The organism is Pseudomonas sp. S34 (genome assembly GCF_009866745.1).
GTDB classification, from domain to species: Bacteria; Pseudomonadota; Gammaproteobacteria; order Pseudomonadales; family Pseudomonadaceae; genus Aquipseudomonas; species Aquipseudomonas jessenii.
In genome coordinates this window covers 1-21,889 of record NZ_CP019398.1, presented here as the reverse complement: position 1 = coordinate 21,889, position 21,889 = coordinate 1, and the positions used below count along the sequence as shown (strand labels likewise).

Genomic DNA, 21,889 nt, shown 5'->3' with positions numbered 1-21,889 from the left:
GAATCGGGCAAAACAACGCGGCGCTCCATTGGAGCTCAGCCTGCGCAAATGGGCGCGTAGCATACCATCGCAAGTCACCCCGCCGCAGTTGACGAAGATCAAGCTTAGGAGTCCGATAGGGAGCTTGGTAAAACGACCTATGGAGAGTTCTGATGGCAAAGCGTATCCAGTTCCGCGCCCATGGCGGCCCCGAAGTGCTCGAATATGTGGATTACCAACCCGCCGAGCCAGGTCCGAAGGAAGTACGCGTGACCAACAAGGCCATCGGCCTGAACTTCATCGACACCTACTACCGCAGCGGTTTGTATCCACCGCCGTCCCTGCCGTCGGGCGTCGGTTCAGAGGGTGCGGGCGTGGTCGAGGCAGTCGGCAGCGACGTGACCCGCTTCAAGATCGGCGATCGCGTGGCCTATGGCAGCGGGCCGCTGGGCGCCTACAGCGATATTCACGTCTTACCCGAAGCCAATCTGGTGAAACTGCCGGACGCCATCAGCTTCGAACAGGCCGCTGGCGTCATGCTCAAGGGCCTGACCGTGCAATACCTGCTGCGTCAGACTTATGAACTCAAGGGTGGCGAAACCATCCTGTTCCATGCCGCGGCCGGTGGGGTCGGTTCCCTGGCCTGCCAATGGGCCAAGGCCTTGGGCGTGAAGCTGATCGGCACTGTCAGCTCGGCGGAGAAAGCCGCGCTGGCCAAGGCCAACGGTGCCTGGGCGACCATCGATTACAGCCATGAAAATGTCGCGCAACGTGTGCTGGAATTGACCGACGGCAAAAAAGTCCCGGTGGTGTACGACGGCGTTGGCAAGGACACCTGGCTGACTTCACTCGACAGCGTCGCGCCGCGTGGGCTGGTAGTGAGTTTCGGCAATGCGTCCGGCGCGGTCGACGGCGTGAACCTGGGGATCCTGGCGGGGAAAGGCTCGCTGTACGTGACCCGGCCAACCCTGGGCACTTATGCGAACAACGCCGAAAACCTGCAACGCATGGCCGACGAGTTGTTCGAGATGATCATCGGCGGCAAGCTGACCGTGGACATCAGCCAGCGTTATCCACTGGCTGACGCGGCGAAGGCGCAGACCGAGTTGTCGGCGCGGCGCACGACAGGTTCGGTTGTCCTGTTGCCCTGACTGACGCCATCGCGAGCAAGCTCGCTCCCACAGGGTTTCTGTGTCGAATACAAATCCCCTGTGGGAGCGGGCTTGCTCGCGAAGGGGTCAACTCGGTCTCAATCGGGGCGCACAACCCTGCCGGTCGCCAGATCGCGAATCACGCTCGGGTTCTTGCGTCCGCCCAGGTTTCCGCCCAGCACCAGATCCACCTGGCCACGGAAATACTGTTCGACGCGAATCCGCGTACGTGCCGCCGGGCGCCCCTGCGGATTGGCCGACGTCGACACCAGCGGCCCGACCAGCGCGCACAAATCCCGCACCAGCGGGTGATCGCTGACCCGCAGCGCCACGGTTTCATGCACGCCGGTAATCCACTCCGGCAGCAGGTTCTGGTGCGGCACCAGCCAGGTGTTCGGACCAGGCCAGGTACTGGCCATGCGGTCCATCCACAACTCGGGGAAGTCTTCGAAGAGGAAATCGAACTGACGGATGTTGTCGGCGACCAGAATCAGCCCCTTTTCCACAGAGCGGCCCTTGATCAGCAGCAGACGCTCCACCGCATCGATGTCCCACGGGTCGCAACCCAGGCCCCAGACTGCTTCGGTTGGGTAGGCAATCACCGCCCCGGCGCGAATTGCTTGCGCGGCTTGTTGCACACGCCAACTGTTGACCATGAAAAACACTCCAGACTAAGGCTCTGCGCAGTTTACCGATCTTGTTTATAAAACCTAGCTCACCCGTGCAAACCAGCGCCCGTTTTCGCACACGGCGCGGCCATCCATTTCCAGTTCCGTCAACGCCGCCAGCACTTTCGGCAAGGCCCAGCCGCTTGCGTCGGCCAGCGCTTCACTGGTGTGAGGCGCGGCATGCAGCAGTTTCAGCAGTGGGTGAGTCGTCGCAGGGGGGCAGGTTTCTGTGGATAACGACAGTCGTTGCCAACCGCGCAAGGCTTCGAGGATATGTTCGATGGTTTCCACCAGCACCGCACCGTCCCGAATCAACTGATGACAGCCGCGGGCGCCGGGGTGATGGATCGACCCGGGCATCGCAAACACCTCGCGCCCCTGTTCCGCCGCCAGCCTCGCGGTGATCAGTGAACCGCTGGCGACACTGGCTTCTACCACCAGCACTCCGAGGGACAAACCACTGATAATGCGATTGCGCCGTGGGAAGTTACTGGCGCTGGGACCTGCATCCAGCGGAAACTCCGAAAGCACTGCGCTGCCCGAAGCGATCATGGCGTCCGCCAGGCGTCTATTTCGCTGTGGATAAAACTTCTCGAGCCCCGTGCCGAGCACACCGACCGTTTGCCCGCCGACGTCGAGCGCGGCCTGGTGCGCGGCGGCGTCAATACCCAGGGCCAGGCCGCTGGTAATGACAAAACCGGCACCCGCCAGGCTGCGGGAAAACGCGGCAGCGGTGTCCATTCCTGGCCGGGAAGCGCGACGGCTGCCGACCATCGCCAGTTGTGGTTTTTCCAGAATGCCCGGATCGCCCGCGACAAATAACAGCGGTGGTGCATCGCTGATTTGTGCCAGCAGTGCCGGGTAGTCCGGTTGGTCCCACATCAGTAAATGTTGGGCCGGGCGCTCCAGCCAGGCCAATGCATGACTGGCGCCGTCACGGATCTCAGTGCTACGCCTGGCCTCGGAACAGGCCAGTGGCAAACCCAGCGCGCGCCAGGCACTGGCTGGCGCGCTGATGGCTTTGGATGCCGAACCGAAGGCTTCGAGCAGTTTCTTGAAACGCGCAGGACCGAGTTCCGGCAAACGGTGCAGACGTAATCGAGCTTCCAGTTCCGCGGGGGAAACCGGTGTAACAGTAGGCATCGACATGGATCATCCTTGATCGTTATGAGCACCCGTACAAACGGGAATAAGCTGTGGATAACTCTGTTGGTAACTTGTGAAGCACTCTTACGGATTTCGTACCTTGTCCATCACCGACAGTGAGCGCGAGGCGCTGAGCACCAGCCCATAACTGAGCTTGTCGTAGGTACGGAAAACCATCAGCAAACCGGCGCGCTCATCGGGAATTTTCAACGGCTGGCCAGTGATCCGGTCCCTTACGGTTTCACCGGTTTTCATTACCGCCAGCAGATTGCCTTCGGCCAGACCGTCGCGCTGACCCTTGTTCAGCGTTACCACATCCAACTCGCCAATCTGCGTGACCCCACGCGGTACATCGATGATCAAACCGTTGATTTCGTGGCTCGGTGCGCTGGGCGTGAAGGTCGAGTTGATCGCGCGCTCTTCACCGCTGAACAAGCGATCGCCGAGGCGGACCTCCTGAGTCGTGCGCAGCAACTCCAGGGTGGCAACGTCACCTTCGATGGCCACGACATCGCCGCCGCCGATATCGTCGGCGTTGATCCCCAGAATTTCCTTGCTCTGCGGATCGGTGTAGACCTTGCCTTGGCGGAAGATACCGTACGCTGGTTGTGCCGGATCGAAATGGCCACGGGCAAAGATGCGGTCACCCGCGCCGCTGAGCACCCGTTCGGAATCACCAGCGACGATGTAAGGCGCCTTGTCGAATTCCTCGGCCTTGTCGACGATGCGGTTGCTCAGCAGAAAGCTGTTGATCGACTTCAGAGCAATGCTGGGGATAGCCTCGGTCACCGGGCTGCTGCGAACCTGAGGCGACAGCTTTATGGTGGGAATCTCTTCCCGAAGCTGCCCTTGCCCGTACGCCCAACCTGCCGAAGCCAGGAGCAGCAGGGCGAGTAGTGATTTCCTCATGCGGTGAATCCCTTTATTATGTGCATTCGCGTGAAACGCCAGAGCCGTCAGTGGCTCGCTCCCGGCTTGCTTGTCAACAAAAGGGAGCTACGTTTTACAACGGTAGCCTGCCTCTTCGGACCGCCAGGCCATCGACCCGACCTTACTTCACACGTGCACTTATCAAGCTTATGGCCATTTTAAACATCCTCGAATTCCCTGATCCGCGTCTGCGCACTATCGCCAAGCCAGTGGCCGTAGTGGACGACGAAGTGCGTCAGTTGGTCGACGACATGTTTGAAACAATGTATGAAGCGCCTGGCATCGGCCTCGCCGCTACCCAGGTCAACGTGCACAAACGTATCGTCGTGATGGACCTCTCCGAAGACCGCACCGAACCGCGAGTGTTCATCAACCCCGAGTTCGAACCCCTGACCGACGAGATGGAGCAATACCAGGAAGGCTGCCTTTCGGTACCCGGCTTCTATGAAAACGTCGATCGCCCGCAAAGGGTCAAGGTCAAGGCGCTGGACCGCGATGGCCAACCCTACGAACTGATCGCCGAAGGCCTGCTCGCGGTGTGCATCCAGCATGAATGCGACCACCTCAACGGCAAATTGTTCGTCGATTACCTGTCGACGCTCAAACGCGACCGCATCAAGAAGAAGCTGGAAAAACAGCATCGCCAAAACGCTTGATGCCCTCCTTCAAAGGCTTGCTGCGGCAAGCCTTTTTCTTTTCAAGATGCTTTGCAATAGAGAACACCCATGACTGAGCCACTGCGCATCGTCTTTGCCGGCACCCCGGAATTCGCCGCTGAACACCTCAAGGCCCTGCTGAGCAGCCCTTACGAGATCGTCGCGGTCTACACCCAACCGGATCGTCCGGCCGGTCGCGGGCAAAAACTGATGCCGAGCCCGGTCAAACAGCTTGCTCTGGAGAACAATATCCCGGTGCTGCAACCGCCCACTCTGCGCAACGAAGATGCTCAGACTGAACTGGCTGCACTGAAGCCGGACTTGATGGTGGTGGTCGCCTACGGCCTGATCCTGCCGCAAGTGGTGCTGGATATTCCGCGCCTGGGTTGCATCAACAGCCACGCCTCACTGCTGCCACGCTGGCGGGGCGCGGCACCGATCCAGCGCGCCGTGGAGGCGGGCGACGCCGAAAGTGGCGTCACCGTGATGCGCATGGAAGCCGGCCTCGACACCGGGCCGATGCTGCTCAAGGTCACCACGCCGATCAGCGCCGAAGATACCGGCGGCAGCCTGCACGATCGCCTGGCCGAAATGGGCCCGCCGGCTGTAGTCCAGGCGATTGCCGGCCTCGCCGCCGGAACCCTGGAGGGCGAAGTGCAGGACGACAGCCTCGCTACCTATGCGCACAAATTGAACAAGGACGAAGCACGCATCGACTGGAGTCGCCCGGCGGTTGAGCTGGAGCGTCTGGTCCGTGCCTTCAACCCGTGGCCGATTACCCACAGCACCTTGAACGGCGAAGCCCTGAAAGTACTGGCCGCAAACCTCGCCGAAGGCAAAGGCGCCCCGGGTGAAATCCTCGGCGCCAGCAAGGACGGTCTTATCGTCGCGTGCGGCGAGCAGGCCTTGTGCCTGACCCGTCTGCAATTGCCCGGCGGCAAGGCGCTGAACTTCAGCGATCTGTTCAACAGCCGTCGCGAGAAATTCGCCACCGGCACTGTCCTCGGCCAAGTGGCGGACGCTCAATGAATCCGCGTCTGGCCGCCGCCAAGGCACTCGCTGCCGTCCTGAACGGAAAAGCCTCGCTCAACAGTTCGCTGCCTACGCAGTTGGACAAGGTCGAGGACCGTGATCGCGGCTTTACCCAGGACCTGGCGTTCGGCACCGCGCGCTGGCAGCCACGTTTGTCGGCGTTGGCGGCCAAGCTGCTGCAGAAGCCGTTCAAGGCTGCCGACGCCGATGTCGAGGCGCTGTTGCTGGTCGGTCTCTATCAGTTGCTCTACACCCGTGTCCCGGCCCATGCCGCCATTGGTGAAACCGTCGGTTGCGCCGACAAGCTGAAAAAACCCTGGGCCAAAGCGCTGCTCAACGCTGTGCTGCGTAATGCTCAGCGCGAAAGCGAAACGATTTTCGCCGAGTTGGAACGTGATCCGGTGGTGCGCACCGCTCACCCACGCTGGCTGCAGAAATCTTTGAAAGCGTTCTGGCCAGATCAATGGGAAGCCATTTGTGCGGCGAACAATGCGCATCCGCCTATGATCCTGCGGGTCAACCGTCGCCATCACACCCGTGATGCCTACCTCGGTTTGCTGACTGACGCGGGAATTGCCGCCACGCCGTGTGTCTACAGCCGCGACGGCATCGTGCTTGACGCCGCCGCCGATGTGCGCAGCCTGCCGGGTTTCGCCGAGGGCTGGATCAGCGTGCAAGACGAAGCCGCGCAACTGGCTGCCGATCTGCTCGACCTCGCGCCGGGCCAACGGGTGCTCGACGCTTGCTGTGCACCAGGTGGCAAGACCTGCCACATCCTCGAAGCCGAGCCAAAACTGGCCGGCGTCGTGGCGGTAGACCTGGAAGCCAAGCGGCTGGTGCGGGTGCGGGAAAACCTCGAACGCCTGAAACTGAGCGCCGAACTGATTGCCGCCGACGGCCGCGACACTCAGGCGTGGTGGGACGGCAAGCCGTTCCAGCGCATCCTGCTGGACGCGCCATGTTCGGCCACCGGTGTGATTCGTCGTCACCCGGATATCAAACTGACCCGCCAACCCGACGACATCGTCGCGCTGGCGCTGCTGCAGGGCGAGTTGCTCGATGCCATGTGGAAAACCCTGGAGGTCGGCGGCATCCTGCTGTACGCCACCTGTTCCACGCTGCCGACCGAGAACACCGAGGTCATCGAAGCCTTCCTCGCCCGCACGCCGGGTGCCCGGGAACTGGACCTCGCCACGGCGGCTGGCATCAAGCAGCCCCATGGTCGCCAGTTGCTGGCCCAGGAAGGTGGCCACGATGGCTTCTACTACGCCAAGCTGATCAAGATCGCCGCCGCGCGCGGTTAAATGGATTCAATGGAGTGACTGGATGAAAATCATCATCCTCGGTGCAGGGCAAGTCGGCGGTTCGCTGGCGGAACACCTGGCCAGCGAAGCCAACGATATTACTGTGGTCGACACCGATGGCGAACGCCTGCGCGACCTTGGTGACCGCCTGGACATCCGCACGGTACAAGGTCGTGGCTCATTCCCGACCGTGTTGCGCCAGGCTGGAGCCGATGACGCCGACATGCTGGTCGCGGTGACCAACAGCGACGAAACCAACATGGTCGCCTGTCAGGTCGCCCATACCCTGTTCCACACCCCGACCAAGATCGCCCGGGTTCGCGAAGCCGCGTACCTGACCCGCGAAGAGCAGTTGTTCCAGAACGAAGCGATTCCGGTGGACGTGCTGATCAGCCCGGAACAAGTGGTCACCAACTACATCAAGCGCCTGATCCAGCACCCCGGTGCCTTGCAGGTGATCGACTTCGCCGAAGGCAAGGCGCAATTGGTGGCGGTGCGGGCGTACTACGGCGGGCCGCTGGTGGGCCAGCAACTGCGGCAGTTGCGTGAACACATGCCGAACGTGGAAACCCGCGTTGCGGCGATTTTCCGTCGTGACCGGCCGATCCTGCCCCAGGGCGACACGGTGATCGAGGCCGACGACGAAGTATTTTTTATCGCCGCCAAGGCGAACATTCGTGCGGTGATGAGCGAAATGCGCCGTCTCGACGAAACCTATAAACGCATCGTCATCGCCGGTGGCGGGCAGATTGGCGAGCGTCTGGCCGAGGCCATCGAAAGCCGTTATCAGGTGAAAATCATCGAGATGAACCCTGTACGCTGCCGTCATCTCTCCGACACACTGGACAGCACGGTGGTGTTGCAGGGCAGCGCTTCGGACCGCGACCTGCTGATGGAAGAGAACATCGCCGACGCTGACCTTTTCCTGGCCCTGACCAACGACGACGAAGCCAACATCATGTCGTCGTTGCTGGCCAAGCGCCTGGGCGCGAAGAAGGTGATGTCCATCATCAACAACCCGGCTTATGTCGATCTGATCCAGGGCGGCGACATCGACATCGCCATCAGCCCGCAACTGGCGACCATCGGCACATTGCTGGCCCACGTGCGCCGTGGCGACATCGTCAGCGTGCATTCACTGCGCCGGGGTGCGGCGGAGGCCATCGAGGCGATTGCCCATGGCGATGCGAAATCGAGCAAGGTGATCGGCAAGGCCATCGAGAACATTGGCCTGCCGCCAGGCACCACCATCGGTGCAATCATCCGCGACGAAGAAGTGATCATCGCCCATGACGACACCGTGATCGAAGCGGGCGACCATGTGATTCTGTTCCTTGTGGATAAAAAGCATATTCGCGATGTAGAGAAGTTGTTCCATGTGGGGCTGAGCTTCTTCTGATACGGGGCCTGCCTTTGCAGGAGCGGGCCCTGCTCGCGATGGTCGTCAACGATAATGCTGGAAACCAGACACCCCGCGTCGCTGTCAGGTTCATCGCGAGCAAGCTCGCGCCTACAGTAAATCAACCCATGACATGCCTCAGGCAAGGAATCCACCGATGATCGAATCCCTGGAAAAAATGCTCGCCAAGGGTGTGGATAACGCTTTGCTGCGCTTCGGCCTGGGCAAGGGCTATCTGGATCTGGGGGAAAACGCCAAGGCGGCGGAGCATTTCCAGCGCTGCGTCGAATTCGATCCGAAGTATTCGGCGGCGTGGAAACTACTGGGCAAGGCCCATCTGGCGCTGGCGGACTTTGCGGCCGCGCGGCAGGCTTGGGAGCAAGGCCTGGAAGCCGCTCGCGCCCATGGCGACAAGCAGGCCGAGAAGGAAATGACGGTGTTCCTGAAGAAGCTCGAGCGTCAGGCGCACTGACTCAGAGATAACGCAAACCGATGCCCTCGGCGTCCACCTGCACCACTTCCATGCGCACCCGCGGCGCGCCTGTGGGTAAGCCCTGCACCTGACCGTAAACCACCGCCCCCCGGGGCAGCGCCGACAGTTTCGGATGCTTGACGTAGACGCCGGTGGTCGACAGGTTGCGCGTCTGGCCCAGGCAATCGCCGATGCTTTCGTGGCTGATCTTGATGCGAAATGATTTGCGGTGTTCGGACATCTTTTTGCGCCCTTGATGAACGGTTGTGGATACGTGCAGGAGCGAGCTTGCTCGCGATGGATGCCAGGGTGCCGCGTTCAACCTGGCAGCCCACATCATCGTTAACGTCCATCGCGAGCAAGCTCGCTCCTACAGGTTATCCACAGAGCGTGCCAAGTCAGTCAGTACCAACGCTCTTCACCCGGTGGGCGCTTCTTGAAGCGCTTCATGCTCCACATGTACTGGCTCGGGTACGCCCGCACATAGCGCTCGACCACTTGGCTCATGGCCGCACAGGATTCTGCCGTATCGGTGCTGTACATGGCCTCTGGCGCGGCTTCAAGGATCACTTTGTAGCCCGAACCGTCCGGCAGGCGCAGGGCGTGCAGGAATACGCCAACTGCTTTGCCGCCAGCCAGCATGTTCGGTACGAACTTGCTGGTCAGTGCCTGAGTGGCGAAGAACGGCACGAAGATCCCGGCGGATTCGGACGGTTCCGGGTCAGCGGGAATGCCCACTGCACCACCTTTGCGCACTTCCTTGATGACACTGAGGATGCCTTCCTTGGTGGAAGCCGCGACCTTGTTACCCAATTGCACCCGCTGCTTTTGCAGCAACTCATCCACTGCCTTCAATTTCGGCGGGCGGTAGAAAATGATCGGTTTGCACTGGCTGCAATAGAAGTGATTGAGCACTTCCCAGTTGCCCAGGTGGCTGGTGATGCCGACCACGCCTTTGCCGGAGGCAAGGGCGTCCTTCAATACGTCGAGGCCTTCGACTTCGCGAACCAGGTCAATGGAGCGCTGGGCCGGCCAGATCCAGGCGCAGGCACTCTCGGTCAGGGACTTGCCGATGTCTTTCAGGCTCTGGCCCACCAGGCGTTCACGCTCGGCGGGGTCCATGTCCGGAAAGCACTTGGACAGATTGATCCGTACCACGTCGCGGGAACGGTTCGGGGTTTTCCACATAACCCAGCCAATCGCCGAGCCCACGGCCTGCACGGCCCACCACGGAAGCAGGGCAAACAGCCGCAGAGCGCCTACCAGCAAGGCGCCTTTAAACTTATCCACAGGTCACTCCTGATCTTGTGCTGTGCGCGAGGCGGCCATTCTAACCGCCGTTCGCCAGCTGCGCGTAGCGGTCGCAATCGCGGGTGTGATCCATGACCATGCCCGAGGCCTGCATCAGCGCGTAGCAGATGGTCGGCCCGACGAACGTGAAACCGGCCTTTTTCAAGCCTTTGCTCATTTCCACGGCAGTCGGCGTCACGGCCGGGACTTCGCTGCGATCCTTGAAATGATTGATCACAGGCGTGCCGCCGACGAATGACCATAGAAACGCCACCGGATCCTCCAGCGCCAGCCAGGCCTGGGCATTGCGCCGGGCCGCGTTGAGCTTGAGTCGGTTGCGGATGATGCCGGGATCGAGCATCAGCTCGTCGATTTCGGCATCGCTCATCTGCGCCACGCGCTGCACGTCGAAGCCGAACAAAACTTCGCGATAACGCTCGCGCTTGCGCAGCACGGTGATCCAGGAAAGCCCGGCCTGGAACCCTTCGAGCAAAAGCAACTCGAACAATCCCTGCGCATCCCGTAGCGGCGTGCCCCACTCCTGATCGTGATAAGCCATGTACAGCGGATCTTCGGAACACCAAAAGCAGCGTGGCATAAGGCTCCAGGGGGCGTGCGCAGCAATGAATCGGGTATACTCCCGCTCTTTAAATCGCAGCCCAAGAAACAGGTGAATTTCGTGAGCCAGCCTACGCCAGCCGTGCGTACCTTCCAAGACTTGATCCTCGCCCTCCAGCAATACTGGGCCGAGCAAGGTTGTGTGGTACTTCAGCCCTACGATATGGAAGTAGGCGCCGGCACTTTCCACACCGCAACATTCCTGCGCGCCATCGGCCCGGAAACCTGGAACGCCGCCTACGTGCAGCCAAGCCGCCGTCCGACTGACGGCCGTTACGGTGAAAACCCGAACCGTCTGCAGCACTACTACCAGTTCCAGGTGGTCCTGAAGCCGAACCCGGACAACTTCCAGGAACTGTACCTGGGCTCTCTCAAGCACGTTGGCCTGGACCCGCTGGTCCACGACATTCGCTTCGTCGAAGACAACTGGGAATCGCCGACCCTCGGCGCCTGGGGTCTGGGCTGGGAAGTCTGGCTCAACGGCATGGAAGTGACCCAGTTCACCTACTTCCAGCAAGCGGGCGGCATCGAGTGCTACCCGGTGACCGGCGAGATCACCTACGGCCTCGAACGTCTGGCCATGTACCTGCAAGGCGTGGACTCGGTCTACGACCTGGTGTGGGCTGACGGTCCGTTCGGCAAAGTGACCTACGGCGACGTGTTCCACCAGAACGAAGTGGAGCAGTCCACTTACAACTTCGAACACGCCAATGTCGACAAGCTGTTCGAACTGTTCGATTTCTACGAAAGCGAAGCCAAGCGCCTGATCGAACTCGACCAGCCGCTGCCGTTGCCGAGCTACGAAATGGTGTTGAAGGCTTCCCACACCTTCAACCTGCTGGATGCGCGCCGGGCGATCTCGGTGACCGCGCGTCAGCAATACATCCTGCGTGTACGCACCCTGGCGCGTTCCGTTGCGCAAGCCTACCTGCTGGCTCGCGCCAAGCTGGGCTTCCCGATGGCGACCCCGGACCTGCGTGATGAAGTACTGGCCAAGCTGGAGGCTGCACAATGAGTGCTCTGGATTTTCTGGTTGAACTGGGCACTGAAGAACTGCCACCCAAAGCCCTGAACACCCTGGCCGAGGCGTTCCTCGCCGGTATCGACAAGGGCCTGCAAGCTGCCGGCCTGAACTACGAGAGCAAAACCGTTTATGCCGCTCCGCGCCGCCTGGCCGTGCTGATCACCGCACTGGCCACCCAGCAGCCGGATCGCAGCATCAACCTCGACGGCCCGCCGCGTCAGGCCGCGTTCGATGCTGAAGGCAACCCGACCCAGGCAGCATTGGGCTTCGCCAAGAAGTGCGGCGTCGAGCTGAGCGAAATCGATCAGAGCGGCCCGAAACTGCGCTACAGCCAGAGCATCGCCGGCAAGGCGACTGCGAGCCTGCTGCCGACCATCGTCGAAGATTCGCTGAACGACCTGCCGATCCCGAAACGCATGCGTTGGGGCGCGCGCAAGGAAGAATTCGTTCGTCCGACCCAGTGGCTGGTGATGCTGCTCGGTGACCAGGTCATCGACTGCACCATCCTCGCCCAGAAGGCCGGCCGCGATTCCCGTGGCCACCGCTTCCATCACCCGGAAAACGTGCGCATCGGTTCGCCGTCCAGCTACCTGGCCGACCTGCGTGCCGCCTACGTTTTGGCCGACGCCAACGAGCGTCGCGAGATCATCAGCAAGCGCACCGAAGAGCTGGCCACCCGTCAGGAAGGCACGGCAATCGTTCCTCCAGCGCTGCTCGATGAAGTGACCGCGCTGGTCGAATGGCCGGTGCCGCTGGTGTGCTCGTTCGAGGAGCGCTTCCTCGACGTGCCGCAGGAAGCCCTGATCACCACCATGCAGGACAACCAGAAGTACTTCTGCCTGCTGGACGCCGACGGCAAGTTGCTGCCACGTTTCATTACCGTGGCCAACATCGAGAGCAAGGACCCACAGCAGATCATCGCCGGTAACGAGAAAGTGGTTCGCCCACGCCTGACCGACGCAGAGTTCTTCTTCAAGCAAGACAAGAAGCAAAAGCTCGAAGACTTCAACCTGCGCCTGCAAAACGTGGTGTTCCAGGAAAAACTCGGCAGCGTCTACGACAAGGCCGAACGCGTATCCAGGCTGGCCGCGTTCATCGCTCCACACATTGGTGGTAACGCTCAATGGGCGGCGCGTGCCGGCCTGCTGTCCAAGTGTGATCTGGCGACCGAGATGGTCGGTGAGTTCCCGGAGATGCAAGGTGTCGCCGGTTACTACTACGCCCTCAACGATGGCGAGCCGGAAGATGTCGCGCTGGCGCTGAATGAGCAATACATGCCGCGCGGTGCCGGCGCTGAACTGCCGACCACCCTGACCGGTGCGGCCGTGGCGATCGCCGACAAGCTCGACACCCTGGTCGGGATCTTCGGTGTCGGCATGCTGCCCACCGGTAGCAAAGACCCGTATGCTCTGCGCCGTGCCGCGCTCGGCGTGCTGCGGATCCTGATCGACAAGAAGCTCGACCTCGACCTGACCGACGCCGTGGCCTTCGCCGTCAACTCGTTCGGCAGCAAGGTCAAGGCTGCCGGCCTGGCTGATTCGGTGCTGGAGTTCATCTTCGACCGTCTGCGTGCCCGTTACGAAGACGAAGGCGTGGATGTTGCCACCTACCTGTCGGTACGTGCCCTGAAACCGGGTTCGGCCCTGGATTTCGATCAGCGCGTACAAGCGGTGGAAGCGTTCCGCAAATTGCCGGAAGCCGCTGCACTGGCCGCGGTGAACAAGCGCGTATCGAACTTGCTGAGCAAACTCGAAGGCAGCATGCCGACCACCGTCGAAGCCAAGTACTTCGACAACGCCGCCGAGTTCTCCCTGTACTCGGCGATCCAGCAAGCGGATCAAGCGGTGCAGCCAATGGCTGCGACCCGTCAGTACAGCGAATCGCTGGCACGCCTGGCGGCACTGCGCGAGCCGGTGGATGCGTTCTTCGAAGCCGTGATGGTCAATGCGGAGGACGCAAAGGTCCGCGCCAACCGTTATGCGTTGCTGGCACGTCTGCGTGGGTTGTTCCTCGGCGTCGCCGACATTTCGCTGCTGGGTTGAGGGACTGCTGTTGAAACTGCTGATTCTCGATCGGGACGGAGTGATCAATTACGACTCCGACGCTTACATCAAGTCGGTGGAGGAGTGGATTCCACTCCCCGGATCGATCGAAGCCATCGCGCAGTTGAGCAAGGCTGGCTGGACGGTAGCCGTCGCTACCAACCAGTCGGGCATCGCTCGCGGCTATTACGACCTTGCCACCCTCAATGCCATGCACGAGCGCTTGCGCGCGTTGGTGGCGGAGCAGGGTGGTGAAGTCGGCCTGATCGTCTACTGCCCGCATGGGCCGGACGAAGGCTGCGATTGCCGCAAGCCGAAACCCGGGATGTTGAAAACCATCGCCGCTCATTACAACGTGTCGCTGACCGATCTCTGGTTCGTCGGCGACAGCCTTGGTGACCTGGAAGCCGCCAAAGCCGTCGATTCACAGCCAGTTTTGGTAAAGACCGGGAAAGGCGAAAAGACTTTGGGCAAGACCCTTCCGGTTGGCACATTGATTTTTGACGATCTGGCGGCGATTGCCGCAGAACTTATCCACAATTAGAGTGCTTCTGAAATTCCTGATAAAGGACCCATCAGGAGTGCGCTTTATACAGGCGGGCAATTCCCGCAACGGTAAACGTCACCATGTCGATATTGCAGGCCATCAGAACCTTCCTCTTTTACCTGCTGCTGGGCACCAGCTCATTGCTGTGGTGCAGCCTGAGTTTTTTTATCGCGCCGTTTCTGCCCTTCAAGGCACGTTATCGCTTCATCAACGTGTATTGGTGCCGTTGTGCCCTGTGGCTGAGCAAAGTGTTCCTTGGTATTCGCTACGAAGTGAAGGGTGCCGAGAACGTACCTGAACGGCCGTGCGTGATTCAATCGAACCATCAGAGTACCTGGGAGACGTTTTTTCTCTCCGCCTACTTCTCACCGCTGAGCCAGGTGCTCAAACGTGAGTTGCTCTATGTGCCGTTCTTCGGTTGGGCCATGGCCATGCTGCGACCGATCGCCATCGATCGCGACAACCCGAAAGCAGCACTCAAGCATGTGGCTCAAAAAGGTGATGAGTTGCTCAAGGACAATGTCTGGGTGCTGATCTTCCCCGAAGGCACGCGCGTTCCTTTCGGCACCGTCGGAAAGTTCTCGCGCGGTGGCAGTGCCTTGGCGGTCAACGCCGAATTGCCGGTGCTGCCGATTGCGCACAACGCAGGCAAGTTCTGGCCGAAAACCGGTTGGGCGAAGAAGCAGGGCGTCATCACTGTGATCATTGGTGAGCCGATGTATGCCGCTGGCACCGGACCGCGAGCCATTGCTGAATTGAACGACCGGGTCCAGGCGTGGAACGAGCAGATGCAACGGGAAATGGGCTCACTGCCACCGGCTCCACAAGCGCCGGTTTCAAACGATCAGGTGGTTGTCTGAGATTCTGTGGATAACCTGTGTACCGTTTCATTGAAAAGCGTCGTTTTTTGTACGTAACATTATGATTTTTTTACATATTTCTTAGAATGATAAAAACCATAAAAACGTGCATAAGTTTTTTTTGGACGTAAAAAAACCGGCGGATATAGCCGGTTTTTTTATGCCCATCCACAACGGCTTTGACCATCGATAATCCCACCCCCCACGCCATCGATACCTTCGGTGGAAGAAAAGCGTCGGTATTGGCTGAACAGTTCGATCTTCAGCTGCGCGATGGGCAGCGCCTGGTCGCGGGATTACCTGTACGAACGATTCTGGCCCCATGAAGAAGTGTCCTCGTCCCGGCCGCTAGATACTCACATCTATCGCCTGCGCAACAAGCTTGGGCTGACCGCGGATCGCGGTTGGCAGTTGGCAGTTGGCAGTTGGCAGTTGGCAGTTGGCAGTTGCTGACGATTTATGGGTATCGGTTGGAGAGTGTGGCACCGGCGAGCGAGTAAAACGCGGGCAAAAAAAGGCCAATGCAAATGCATTGGCCTTTTCGTTGGGGTCGACCGGGATCAGAAGTCCAGGTTGGACACCGCCAGGGCATTGCTTTCGATGAAGTCACGACGTGGTTCGACCGCATCACCCATCAGGGTGTTGAAGATCTGGTCCGCGCCAATGGCGTCTTCGATAGTCACTTTCAGCATGCGACGCACGCTTGGGTCCATGGTGGTTTCCCACAGCTGGTCCGGGTTCATCTCGCCCAGACCTTTGTATCGCTGAATGGTGTGGCGCTTGGTGCTTTCGGCCATCAGCCAGTCCAGGGCTTCCTTGAACTCGGTGACCGACTTACGGCGTTCGCCACGCTGGATGTACGCGCCATCGTCGAGCAGGGTGCTCAGTTGAGCGCCCAGGGAAACGACGGTCTTGTAGTCGTTGCTGCCGAAGAAGTCGCGGTTGAAGGTGACGTAGTTCGACAGGCCGTGGGAGATCAGTTCAACCTCTGGCAGCCACACGCCACGCTCACGGTCTTCACGCAGGCTCGCCTTGTAGACCAGACCCGACTTCTCGACAGTACGCAGACGCACTTCGTACTGGGCCAGCCAGTCCTGCATCGCTGCATGATCGGACAACTGATCCATGCTGACAGCCGGCAGGTAGATGAAGTGCTCAGTCAGTTCCTGTGGGTACAGGCGCGACAGACGCTTGAGGGTCTTCATCACCAGACGGAAGTCATTCACCAGACGCTCGAGGGCTTCGCCGGAGATACCCGGTGCCTCCTCGTTCAGGTGCAGGCTCGCATCTTCCAGGGCCGACTGCGTCATGTACTCTTCCATGGCGTCGTCGTCTTTGATGTATTGCTCTTGCTTGCCTTTCTTCACTTTGTACAGCGGCGGCTGAGCGATGTAGATGTAGCCACGCTCGATCAGCTCCGGCAGCTGACGGAAGAAGAAGGTCAGCAGCAGGGTACGGATGTGCGAACCGTCGACGTCAGCATCGGTCATGATGATGATGTTGTGATAGCGCAACTTGTCGATGTTGTACTCTTCGCGACCGATGCCGCAGCCCAGCGCAGTAATCAAGGTGCCCACTTCCTGGGAAGAGATCATCTTGTCGAAGCGTGCCTTCTCGACGTTCAGGATTTTACCCTTGAGGGGCAGAATCGCCTGGGTCTTGCGGTTACGCCCCTGCTTGGCAGAGCCGCCCGCGGAGTCACCTTCCACGAGGTACAGTTCGGACAGGGCAGGGTCCTTTTCCTGGCAGTCGGCCAGTTTGCCCGGCAGGCCTGCGATGTCCAGCGCGCCTTTGCGGCGGGTCATCTCACGGGCTTTACGTGCCGCTTCACGGGCACGGGCCGCGTCGATCATCTTGCCGACGACCAGCTTGGCTTCGTTCGGGTTTTCCAGCAGGAAGTCGGAGAAGTACTTGCCCATTTCCTGTTCGACCGCGGTCTTCACTTCGGAAGACACCAACTTGTCTTTGGTCTGGGAGCTGAACTTCGGATCCGGCACTTTTACCGAAATGATCGCGGTCAGGCCTTCACGGGCATCGTCACCGGTAGTGGCGACTTTGTGCTTCTTCGCCAGGCCTTCTGCTTCGATGTAGGTGTTCAGGTTACGCGTCAGTGCGGAACGGAAACCCACCAGGTGAGTACCGCCATCGCGCTGTGGAATGTTGTTGGTGAAGCACAACAGGTTCTCGTTGAAGCTGTCGTTCCACTGCAGGGCAATTTCCACGCCGATGCCGTCTTCACGCTGGACGTTGAAGTGGAACACCTGGTTGACCGGGGTCTTGTTGGTGTTCAGGTATTCAACGAACGCACGCAGGCCGCCTTCGTATTTGAACAGTTCTTCCTTGCCGCTGCGCTCGTCCTTGAGGACGATACCGACACCGGAGTTGAGGAAGGACAGTTCACGAATCCGCTTGGCCAGGATGTCCCAGCTGAAGTGGATGTTCTTGAAGGTTTCGCTGGAAGCCTTGAAGTGGATCTGCGTACCGGTGGTTTCGCTGTCGCCAACGATTTTCATCGGCTCTTGCGGAACACCGTGGACGTAAGTCTGTTCCCAGATCTTGCCGCTACGGCGAACGGTCAGGACGAGCTCTTCCGACAGGGCGTTAACTACCGACACACCCACACCGTGCAGACCGCCGGAAACCTTGTAGGAGTTGTCGTCGAACTTACCGCCGGCGTGCAGTACGGTCATGATGACCTCGGCTGCCGAAACGCCTTCTTCCTTGTGTACGTCTACCGGGATGCCACGGCCGTTGTCGCGAACGGTGATGGACTCATCCGGGTGGATGATGATGCTGATGTCGTCGCAGTAGCCGGCGAGCGCTTCGTCGATCGAGTTGTCGACCACCTCGAACACCATGTGGTGCAGACCGCTGCCATCGTCGGTGTCGCCAATATACATACCGGGACGTTTGCGTACGGCATCCAGGCCTTTCAGCACTTTAATGCTCGTTGAGTCGTACGTATTTTCTTCGCTCAATGCCTTCACTCCCGATGGTCGTGGGTCTGGGTGATACGGCCCTGTTCCACGTGGAACAGAGCGACTGGCGTTTCCGTCTGCCAGCCTTCCCTCAATAATTCGTGATCTACACAGGTGATAAATACCTGGCAGCGTAAGTCTTCCAACAAGCGGCAAAGGGCGCGACGGTGGTGCTCGTCCAGTTCGGACGGCAAGTCATCCACCAGATAAATACACTGACCGCGTCGAGCCTGGCTGACCAAGTGCCCTTGGGCAATCCGTAATGCGCAAACCACCAACTTCTGCTGGCCTCGGGACAAGATGTCCGCGGCGTTGTGCGCACCCAGTCTGAGCCGCAAATCAGCGCGTTGTGGTCCGGCCTGGGTATGTCCCATTTGCTGGTCCCGCTGAAGAGACCCGGCGAGCACAGCACTCAGTTCACGGTCCTTGTCCCAGCCGCGGTAATAGCTGAGCGTCAAGCCTTCAAGCTCAACCAGTTCGCTCAAGGTTTGTTCAAAGACTGGTTTCAAGGCTTTGATATAAGCGCGGCGGTATTCATCGATTTCAGCGCTGGCCTGGCACAGTTCCCTGTCCCAAACCGCTTGCGAAACGGCGTCAAGTGTACCATGCCGCAGCCAAGAGTTTCTCTGGCGCAGGGCCTTCTGCAAGCGCTGCCAGGTTGACATGAAGCGCGGTTCCACGTGGAACACACCCCAGTCGAGAAACTGTCGGCGAATCTTCGGCGCGCCTTCCAGCAATCGAAAGCTATCCGGATTGATCAGTTGCAGTGGCAAGATCTCGGCCAGTTGCGCGGCGCTGCGAGCATTCTGCCCATCGATACGGATCTGGAATTCCCCTTGGCGATCCCGTGAGATGCCCAAGGCGCTATGCCCACCCTCCGCCAGTTCAACCTGGCCAAATACCGTACAGGCAAGCTGTTCGTATTGAATGACCGGCAACAGACGGGTGCTGCGAAACGAACGGGCAAGCCCCAGCAGATGGATGGCTTCCAGAACACTGGTTTTGCCGCTGCCGTTGGCGCCGTAAAGAATATTGATGCGGGGGGAGGGGGAGAAGGTCACCGGGTGCAGATTGCGCACCGCGGTGACCGAGACGCGACTTAAGGACATCTAGCTTCTGCTAAACATGATTACAGACGCATCGGCATGACAACGTAGGCCGAGTCGTCGTTATCCGATTCCTGCACCAGCGCGCTGCTGTTGGAGTCGGACAGGATCAGACGAACCTGCTCGGTGGTCATCACGCCCAGTACGTCGAGCAGGTAGCTCACGTTGAAGCCGATTTCCAGAGAGCCGCCGTTATATTCAACGCCCACTTCTTCTTCCGCTTCTTCCTGCTCCGGGTTGTTCGCCTGGATCTTCAGCTGACCGCTGGCCAGTTGCAGACGGATACCACGGTACTTCTCGTTGGACAGAATGGCGGTACGGCTGAACGCTTCGCGCAGAGCCTGACGATCACCAAGAACCAGCTTGTCGCCGCCTTTAGGCAGAACTCGCTCGTAGTCCGGGAATTTTCCGTCAACCAGCTTCGAGGTGAAGGTGAACTCACCGGTGGTGGCGCGGATGTGATGCTGACCCAGCACGATGCTGACATTGCCGTCCGGCTCGGTGAGCAGGCGAGCCAGTTCGAGGATACCTTTGCGCGGCACGATAACCTGATGACGATCCGGCAGGCCGATATCGGCCTGCATCGAGCACATGGCCAGACGGTGACCGTCGGTGGCTACCGCGCGGATGACGCCAGCAGAGACTTCCAACAGCATGCCGTTGAGGTAGTAACGCACGTCCTGCTGGGCCATGGCGAAGCTGGTGCGTTCGATCAGACGACGCAGCTTGCTTTGCTCCAGGCTGCAGGTCAGCGAACCCGGGCCTTCTTCCACGGTAGGGAAGTCGTTGGCCGGCAGTGTCGACAGGGTGAAGCGGCTACGGCCAGCCTTGACCACAAGCTTCTGCTCGTCGACCTTGATGTCGATCAGCGCATCGTTCGGCAGGCTTTTGCAGATGTCCATCAGCTTGCGCGCCGGCACGGTGATGGAACCCGGATCCGCCGGCTCTTCGAGTTGAACACGACCGACCAGCTCGACTTCCAGGTCGGTACCGGTCAGCGACAATTGCTGGCCTTCGACAACCAGCAGCACGTTGGAAAGTACCGGCAAGGTCTGTCGGCGTTCGACGACGCCTGCGACCAGTTGCAGGGGTTTCAACAGGGCTTCGCGTTGAATGGTGAAATGCATGGTCTAGTCCCTTGCCTTAATTAGCTGCGCTGGTGTTCATCAAGTGGTCAGTGTACGCAGCAGGTTCTTGTAGTCCTCGCGGATGTCCGCGTCGGATTCCTTAAGTTCGTTGATCTTGCGGCACGCGTGCAAGACCGTCGTATGGTCGCGGCCGCCAAACACATCGCCGATTTCCGGCAGGCTGTGGTTGGTCAGTTCCTTGGACAACGCCATGGCGACCTGACGCGGACGAGCGACCGAACGCGAACGGCGTTTGGACAGCAAGTCGGAGATCTTGATCTTGTAGTACTCGGCGACAGTGCGCTGAATGTTATCCACAGAGACCAGTTTATCCTGCAACGCCAACAAGTCCTTAAGGGATTCGCGAATCAGCTCGATGGTGATATCGCGGCCCATGAAGTGCGAGTGGGCGATCACGCGCTTGAGCGCGCCTTCCAGCTCACGGACGTTGGAGCGAATGCGTTGGGCAATGAAGAACGCGGCGTCGTGAGGCAACTCGACTTTGGCCTGATCGGCCTTCTTCATCAGGATCGCCACGCGGGTTTCCAGCTCCGGCGGCTCGACCGCTACGGTCAGGCCCCAGCCAAAACGGGATTTGAGGCGTTCTTCAAGGCCTTCGATTTCCTTCGGGTAGCGGTCACTGGTGAGAATGACCTGCTGCCCACCTTCGAGCAAGGCGTTGAAGGTGTGGAAAAACTCTTCCTGGGAACGCTCCTTGCGGGCGAAGAACTGAATGTCATCGATCAGCAACGCATCCACCGAACGGTAGAAGCGTTTGAACTCGTTGATCGCGTTCAATTGCAGGGCCTTGACCATGTCCGCCACGAAACGCTCGGAATGCAGGTACACCACCTTGGCATTCGGGTTCTTCTTTAATAGATGGTTACCCACAGCGTGCATCAAGTGGGTTTTACCCAGGCCGACGCCACCATAAAGGAAGAGTGGGTTGTAACCGTGCTTGGGGTTGTCTGCCACCTGCCAGGCAGCGGCGCGCGCCAGCTGGTTGGATTTACCTTCAACGAAATTCTCGAAGGTAAAGGTGCGGTTCAGGTAACTGGTGTGCTTGAGCGCGCCTTCGACCTGCACGGTACGTTGCTCGGCGCGCACAGGTGCCTGTTGCGAACTGGCTCCGGCCATCGGGTCAAAGCTGTCACGGGAAGGTTCTTCCTCGGAGACTTCAGCCACTTTTTGCGTCGCACGCTTGGTCGACACGGCGGCAGGTGCCGGCGGCGGACTGACGGGTGCTTGAGCAGCCTGGGCCTGGGAAGCCGCAGCAGCCAGGGGAGCGTTTGGCGCGGCACGGGGTGCCGAACTGCGTTTGCTGCCTATTAATAAGGAAAGCGCAGGCGCCATGCCATTGCCGTGCTCATCGAGCAATTCGAGAACACGCCCCAGGTACTTTTCGTTGACCCAGTCCAGAACAAAACGATTGGGTGCATACACACGCAACTCGTCGCCTTCGGCTTCGACCTGTAGTGGACGGATCCAAGTGTTGAATTGTTGGGCAGGCAGCTCATCGCGCAGAAGCTCCACGCACTGCTGCCAAAGTTCCACTGACAC

Annotated in this window: 20 protein-coding genes and 1 pseudogene; 11 read left to right on the top strand and 10 right to left on the bottom strand. The window is 59.8% G+C overall.

Translation table 11 applies throughout. The annotated features are described in order from the left end of the window. Positions 1 to 152: 152 nt before the first annotated feature. Positions 153 to 1,130 (top strand): NADPH:quinone reductase, encoded by a 978-nt coding sequence (locus PspS34_RS00105; RefSeq protein WP_154860838.1) that lies wholly within the window; start codon positions 153 to 155, stop codon positions 1,128 to 1,130. 98 nt (positions 1,131 to 1,228) lie between these two features. On the opposite strand, the gene PspS34_RS00100 is transcribed toward PspS34_RS00105, so the two are convergent. The 3 genes from PspS34_RS00100 to PspS34_RS00090 form a co-directional block, all read right to left on the bottom strand. Continuing rightward, positions 1,229 to 1,786: an L-threonylcarbamoyladenylate synthase gene (locus tag PspS34_RS00100; RefSeq protein ID WP_057712640.1), complete on the bottom strand. Its 558-nt coding sequence runs from the start codon at positions 1,784 to 1,786 to the stop codon at positions 1,229 to 1,231. 54 nt (positions 1,787 to 1,840) lie between these two features. Continuing rightward, positions 1,841 to 2,947, bottom strand: coding sequence for a DNA-processing protein DprA (gene dprA, locus PspS34_RS00095; RefSeq protein ID WP_154860839.1), 1,107 nt, complete (start codon positions 2,945 to 2,947; stop codon positions 1,841 to 1,843). A gap of 81 nt (positions 2,948 to 3,028) precedes the next feature. After that, positions 3,029 to 3,853, bottom strand: a complete 825-nt coding sequence (locus PspS34_RS00090; protein ID WP_150812664.1) for a peptidoglycan-binding protein — start codon at positions 3,851 to 3,853, stop codon at positions 3,029 to 3,031. A 170-nt stretch (positions 3,854 to 4,023) separates the two neighbouring features. Here PspS34_RS00090 and def point away from each other — a divergent pair, with 170 nt between their 5' ends. From def to PspS34_RS00065, 5 genes are all read left to right on the top strand, one after another. Then, complete coding sequence (gene def, locus PspS34_RS00085) at positions 4,024 to 4,530, top strand: peptide deformylase (protein ID WP_150812665.1); 507 nt, start codon at positions 4,024 to 4,026, stop codon at positions 4,528 to 4,530. 69 nt (positions 4,531 to 4,599) lie between these two features. Beyond that, positions 4,600 to 5,559: a methionyl-tRNA formyltransferase gene (gene fmt, locus PspS34_RS00080; RefSeq protein WP_154860840.1), complete on the top strand. Its 960-nt coding sequence runs from the start codon at positions 4,600 to 4,602 to the stop codon at positions 5,557 to 5,559. Continuing rightward, positions 5,556 to 6,866, top strand: a complete 1,311-nt coding sequence (rsmB, locus tag PspS34_RS00075) for a 16S rRNA (cytosine(967)-C(5))-methyltransferase RsmB (RefSeq protein ID WP_090452281.1) — start codon at positions 5,556 to 5,558, stop codon at positions 6,864 to 6,866. The genes fmt and rsmB overlap by 4 nt, the downstream gene beginning before the upstream one ends. A gap of 22 nt (positions 6,867 to 6,888) precedes the next feature. Then, the gene (trkA, locus tag PspS34_RS00070; protein ID WP_057712646.1) at positions 6,889 to 8,265 is read left to right on the top strand and encodes a Trk system potassium transporter TrkA; all 1,377 of its coding nucleotides are present in this window, start codon (positions 6,889 to 6,891) and stop codon (positions 8,263 to 8,265) included. Between the two features lie 157 nt (positions 8,266 to 8,422). Beyond that, the gene (locus tag PspS34_RS00065) at positions 8,423 to 8,737 is read left to right on the top strand and encodes a tetratricopeptide repeat protein (RefSeq protein WP_154860841.1); all 315 of its coding nucleotides are present in this window, start codon (positions 8,423 to 8,425) and stop codon (positions 8,735 to 8,737) included. Between the two features lies 1 nt (position 8,738). Here PspS34_RS00065 and PspS34_RS00060 read toward each other — a convergent pair whose 3' ends face one another. The 3 genes from PspS34_RS00060 to tag all read right to left on the bottom strand — a co-directional run bounded on the left by PspS34_RS00060 (position 8,739) and on the right by tag (position 10,625). Further along, on the bottom strand, positions 8,739 to 8,978 hold the full coding sequence (locus tag PspS34_RS00060) for a PilZ domain-containing protein (RefSeq protein WP_154860842.1): 240 nt from the start codon (positions 8,976 to 8,978) through the stop codon (positions 8,739 to 8,741). A gap of 161 nt (positions 8,979 to 9,139) precedes the next feature. Further along, positions 9,140 to 10,027 (bottom strand): lysophospholipid acyltransferase, encoded by an 888-nt coding sequence (locus PspS34_RS00055; protein ID WP_057712648.1) that lies wholly within the window; start codon positions 10,025 to 10,027, stop codon positions 9,140 to 9,142. A gap of 40 nt (positions 10,028 to 10,067) precedes the next feature. Next, positions 10,068 to 10,625, bottom strand: a complete 558-nt coding sequence (gene tag / locus PspS34_RS00050) for a DNA-3-methyladenine glycosylase I (RefSeq protein ID WP_057712649.1) — start codon at positions 10,623 to 10,625, stop codon at positions 10,068 to 10,070. A gap of 81 nt (positions 10,626 to 10,706) precedes the next feature. Between tag and glyQ the strand changes: the two genes are divergently transcribed. From glyQ to PspS34_RS00025, 5 genes and pseudogenes are all read left to right on the top strand, one after another. Continuing rightward, positions 10,707 to 11,660 (top strand): glycine--tRNA ligase subunit alpha, encoded by a 954-nt coding sequence (glyQ, locus tag PspS34_RS00045; RefSeq protein ID WP_003187265.1) that lies wholly within the window; start codon positions 10,707 to 10,709, stop codon positions 11,658 to 11,660. Next, a complete protein-coding gene (gene glyS, locus PspS34_RS00040) occupies positions 11,657 to 13,711 on the top strand; it encodes a glycine--tRNA ligase subunit beta (protein ID WP_057712650.1) in 2,055 nt (684 codons plus the stop codon). Before glyQ ends, glyS begins: the two co-directional genes overlap by 4 nt. 4 nt (positions 13,712 to 13,715) lie before the next feature. Then, entirely contained in the window at positions 13,716 to 14,255 is a 540-nt protein-coding gene (gene gmhB / locus PspS34_RS00035; RefSeq protein WP_167362881.1) for a D-glycero-beta-D-manno-heptose 1,7-bisphosphate 7-phosphatase, read from the top strand. An 83-nt stretch (positions 14,256 to 14,338) separates the two neighbouring features. Continuing rightward, entirely contained in the window at positions 14,339 to 15,118 is a 780-nt protein-coding gene (locus PspS34_RS00030) for a lysophospholipid acyltransferase family protein (protein WP_057712652.1), read from the top strand. A 258-nt stretch (positions 15,119 to 15,376) separates the two neighbouring features. Continuing rightward, positions 15,377 to 15,618, top strand: a pseudogene (locus tag PspS34_RS00025) (helix-turn-helix domain-containing protein); the annotation flags it as partial. 60 nt (positions 15,619 to 15,678) lie between these two features. Here the strand turns inward: PspS34_RS00025 and gyrB are convergent. Genes gyrB through dnaA form a run of 4 tightly spaced genes read right to left on the bottom strand, consistent with a single transcriptional unit; the run spans position 15,679 to position 21,889 of the window. After that, a complete protein-coding gene (gene gyrB / locus PspS34_RS00020; RefSeq protein WP_102669486.1) occupies positions 15,679 to 18,096 on the bottom strand; it encodes a DNA topoisomerase (ATP-hydrolyzing) subunit B in 2,418 nt (805 codons plus the stop codon). Positions 18,097 to 18,101: 5 nt separating this feature from the next. Beyond that, positions 18,102 to 19,205, bottom strand: a complete 1,104-nt coding sequence (gene recF / locus PspS34_RS00015) for a DNA replication/repair protein RecF (RefSeq protein ID WP_007969883.1) — start codon at positions 19,203 to 19,205, stop codon at positions 18,102 to 18,104. 20 nt (positions 19,206 to 19,225) lie between these two features. Continuing rightward, on the bottom strand, positions 19,226 to 20,329 hold the full coding sequence (dnaN, locus tag PspS34_RS00010; RefSeq protein ID WP_154860843.1) for a DNA polymerase III subunit beta: 1,104 nt from the start codon (positions 20,327 to 20,329) through the stop codon (positions 19,226 to 19,228). 39 nt (positions 20,330 to 20,368) lie between these two features. Next, a complete protein-coding gene (gene dnaA / locus PspS34_RS00005) occupies positions 20,369 to 21,889 on the bottom strand; it encodes a chromosomal replication initiator protein DnaA (RefSeq protein WP_057712654.1) in 1,521 nt (506 codons plus the stop codon).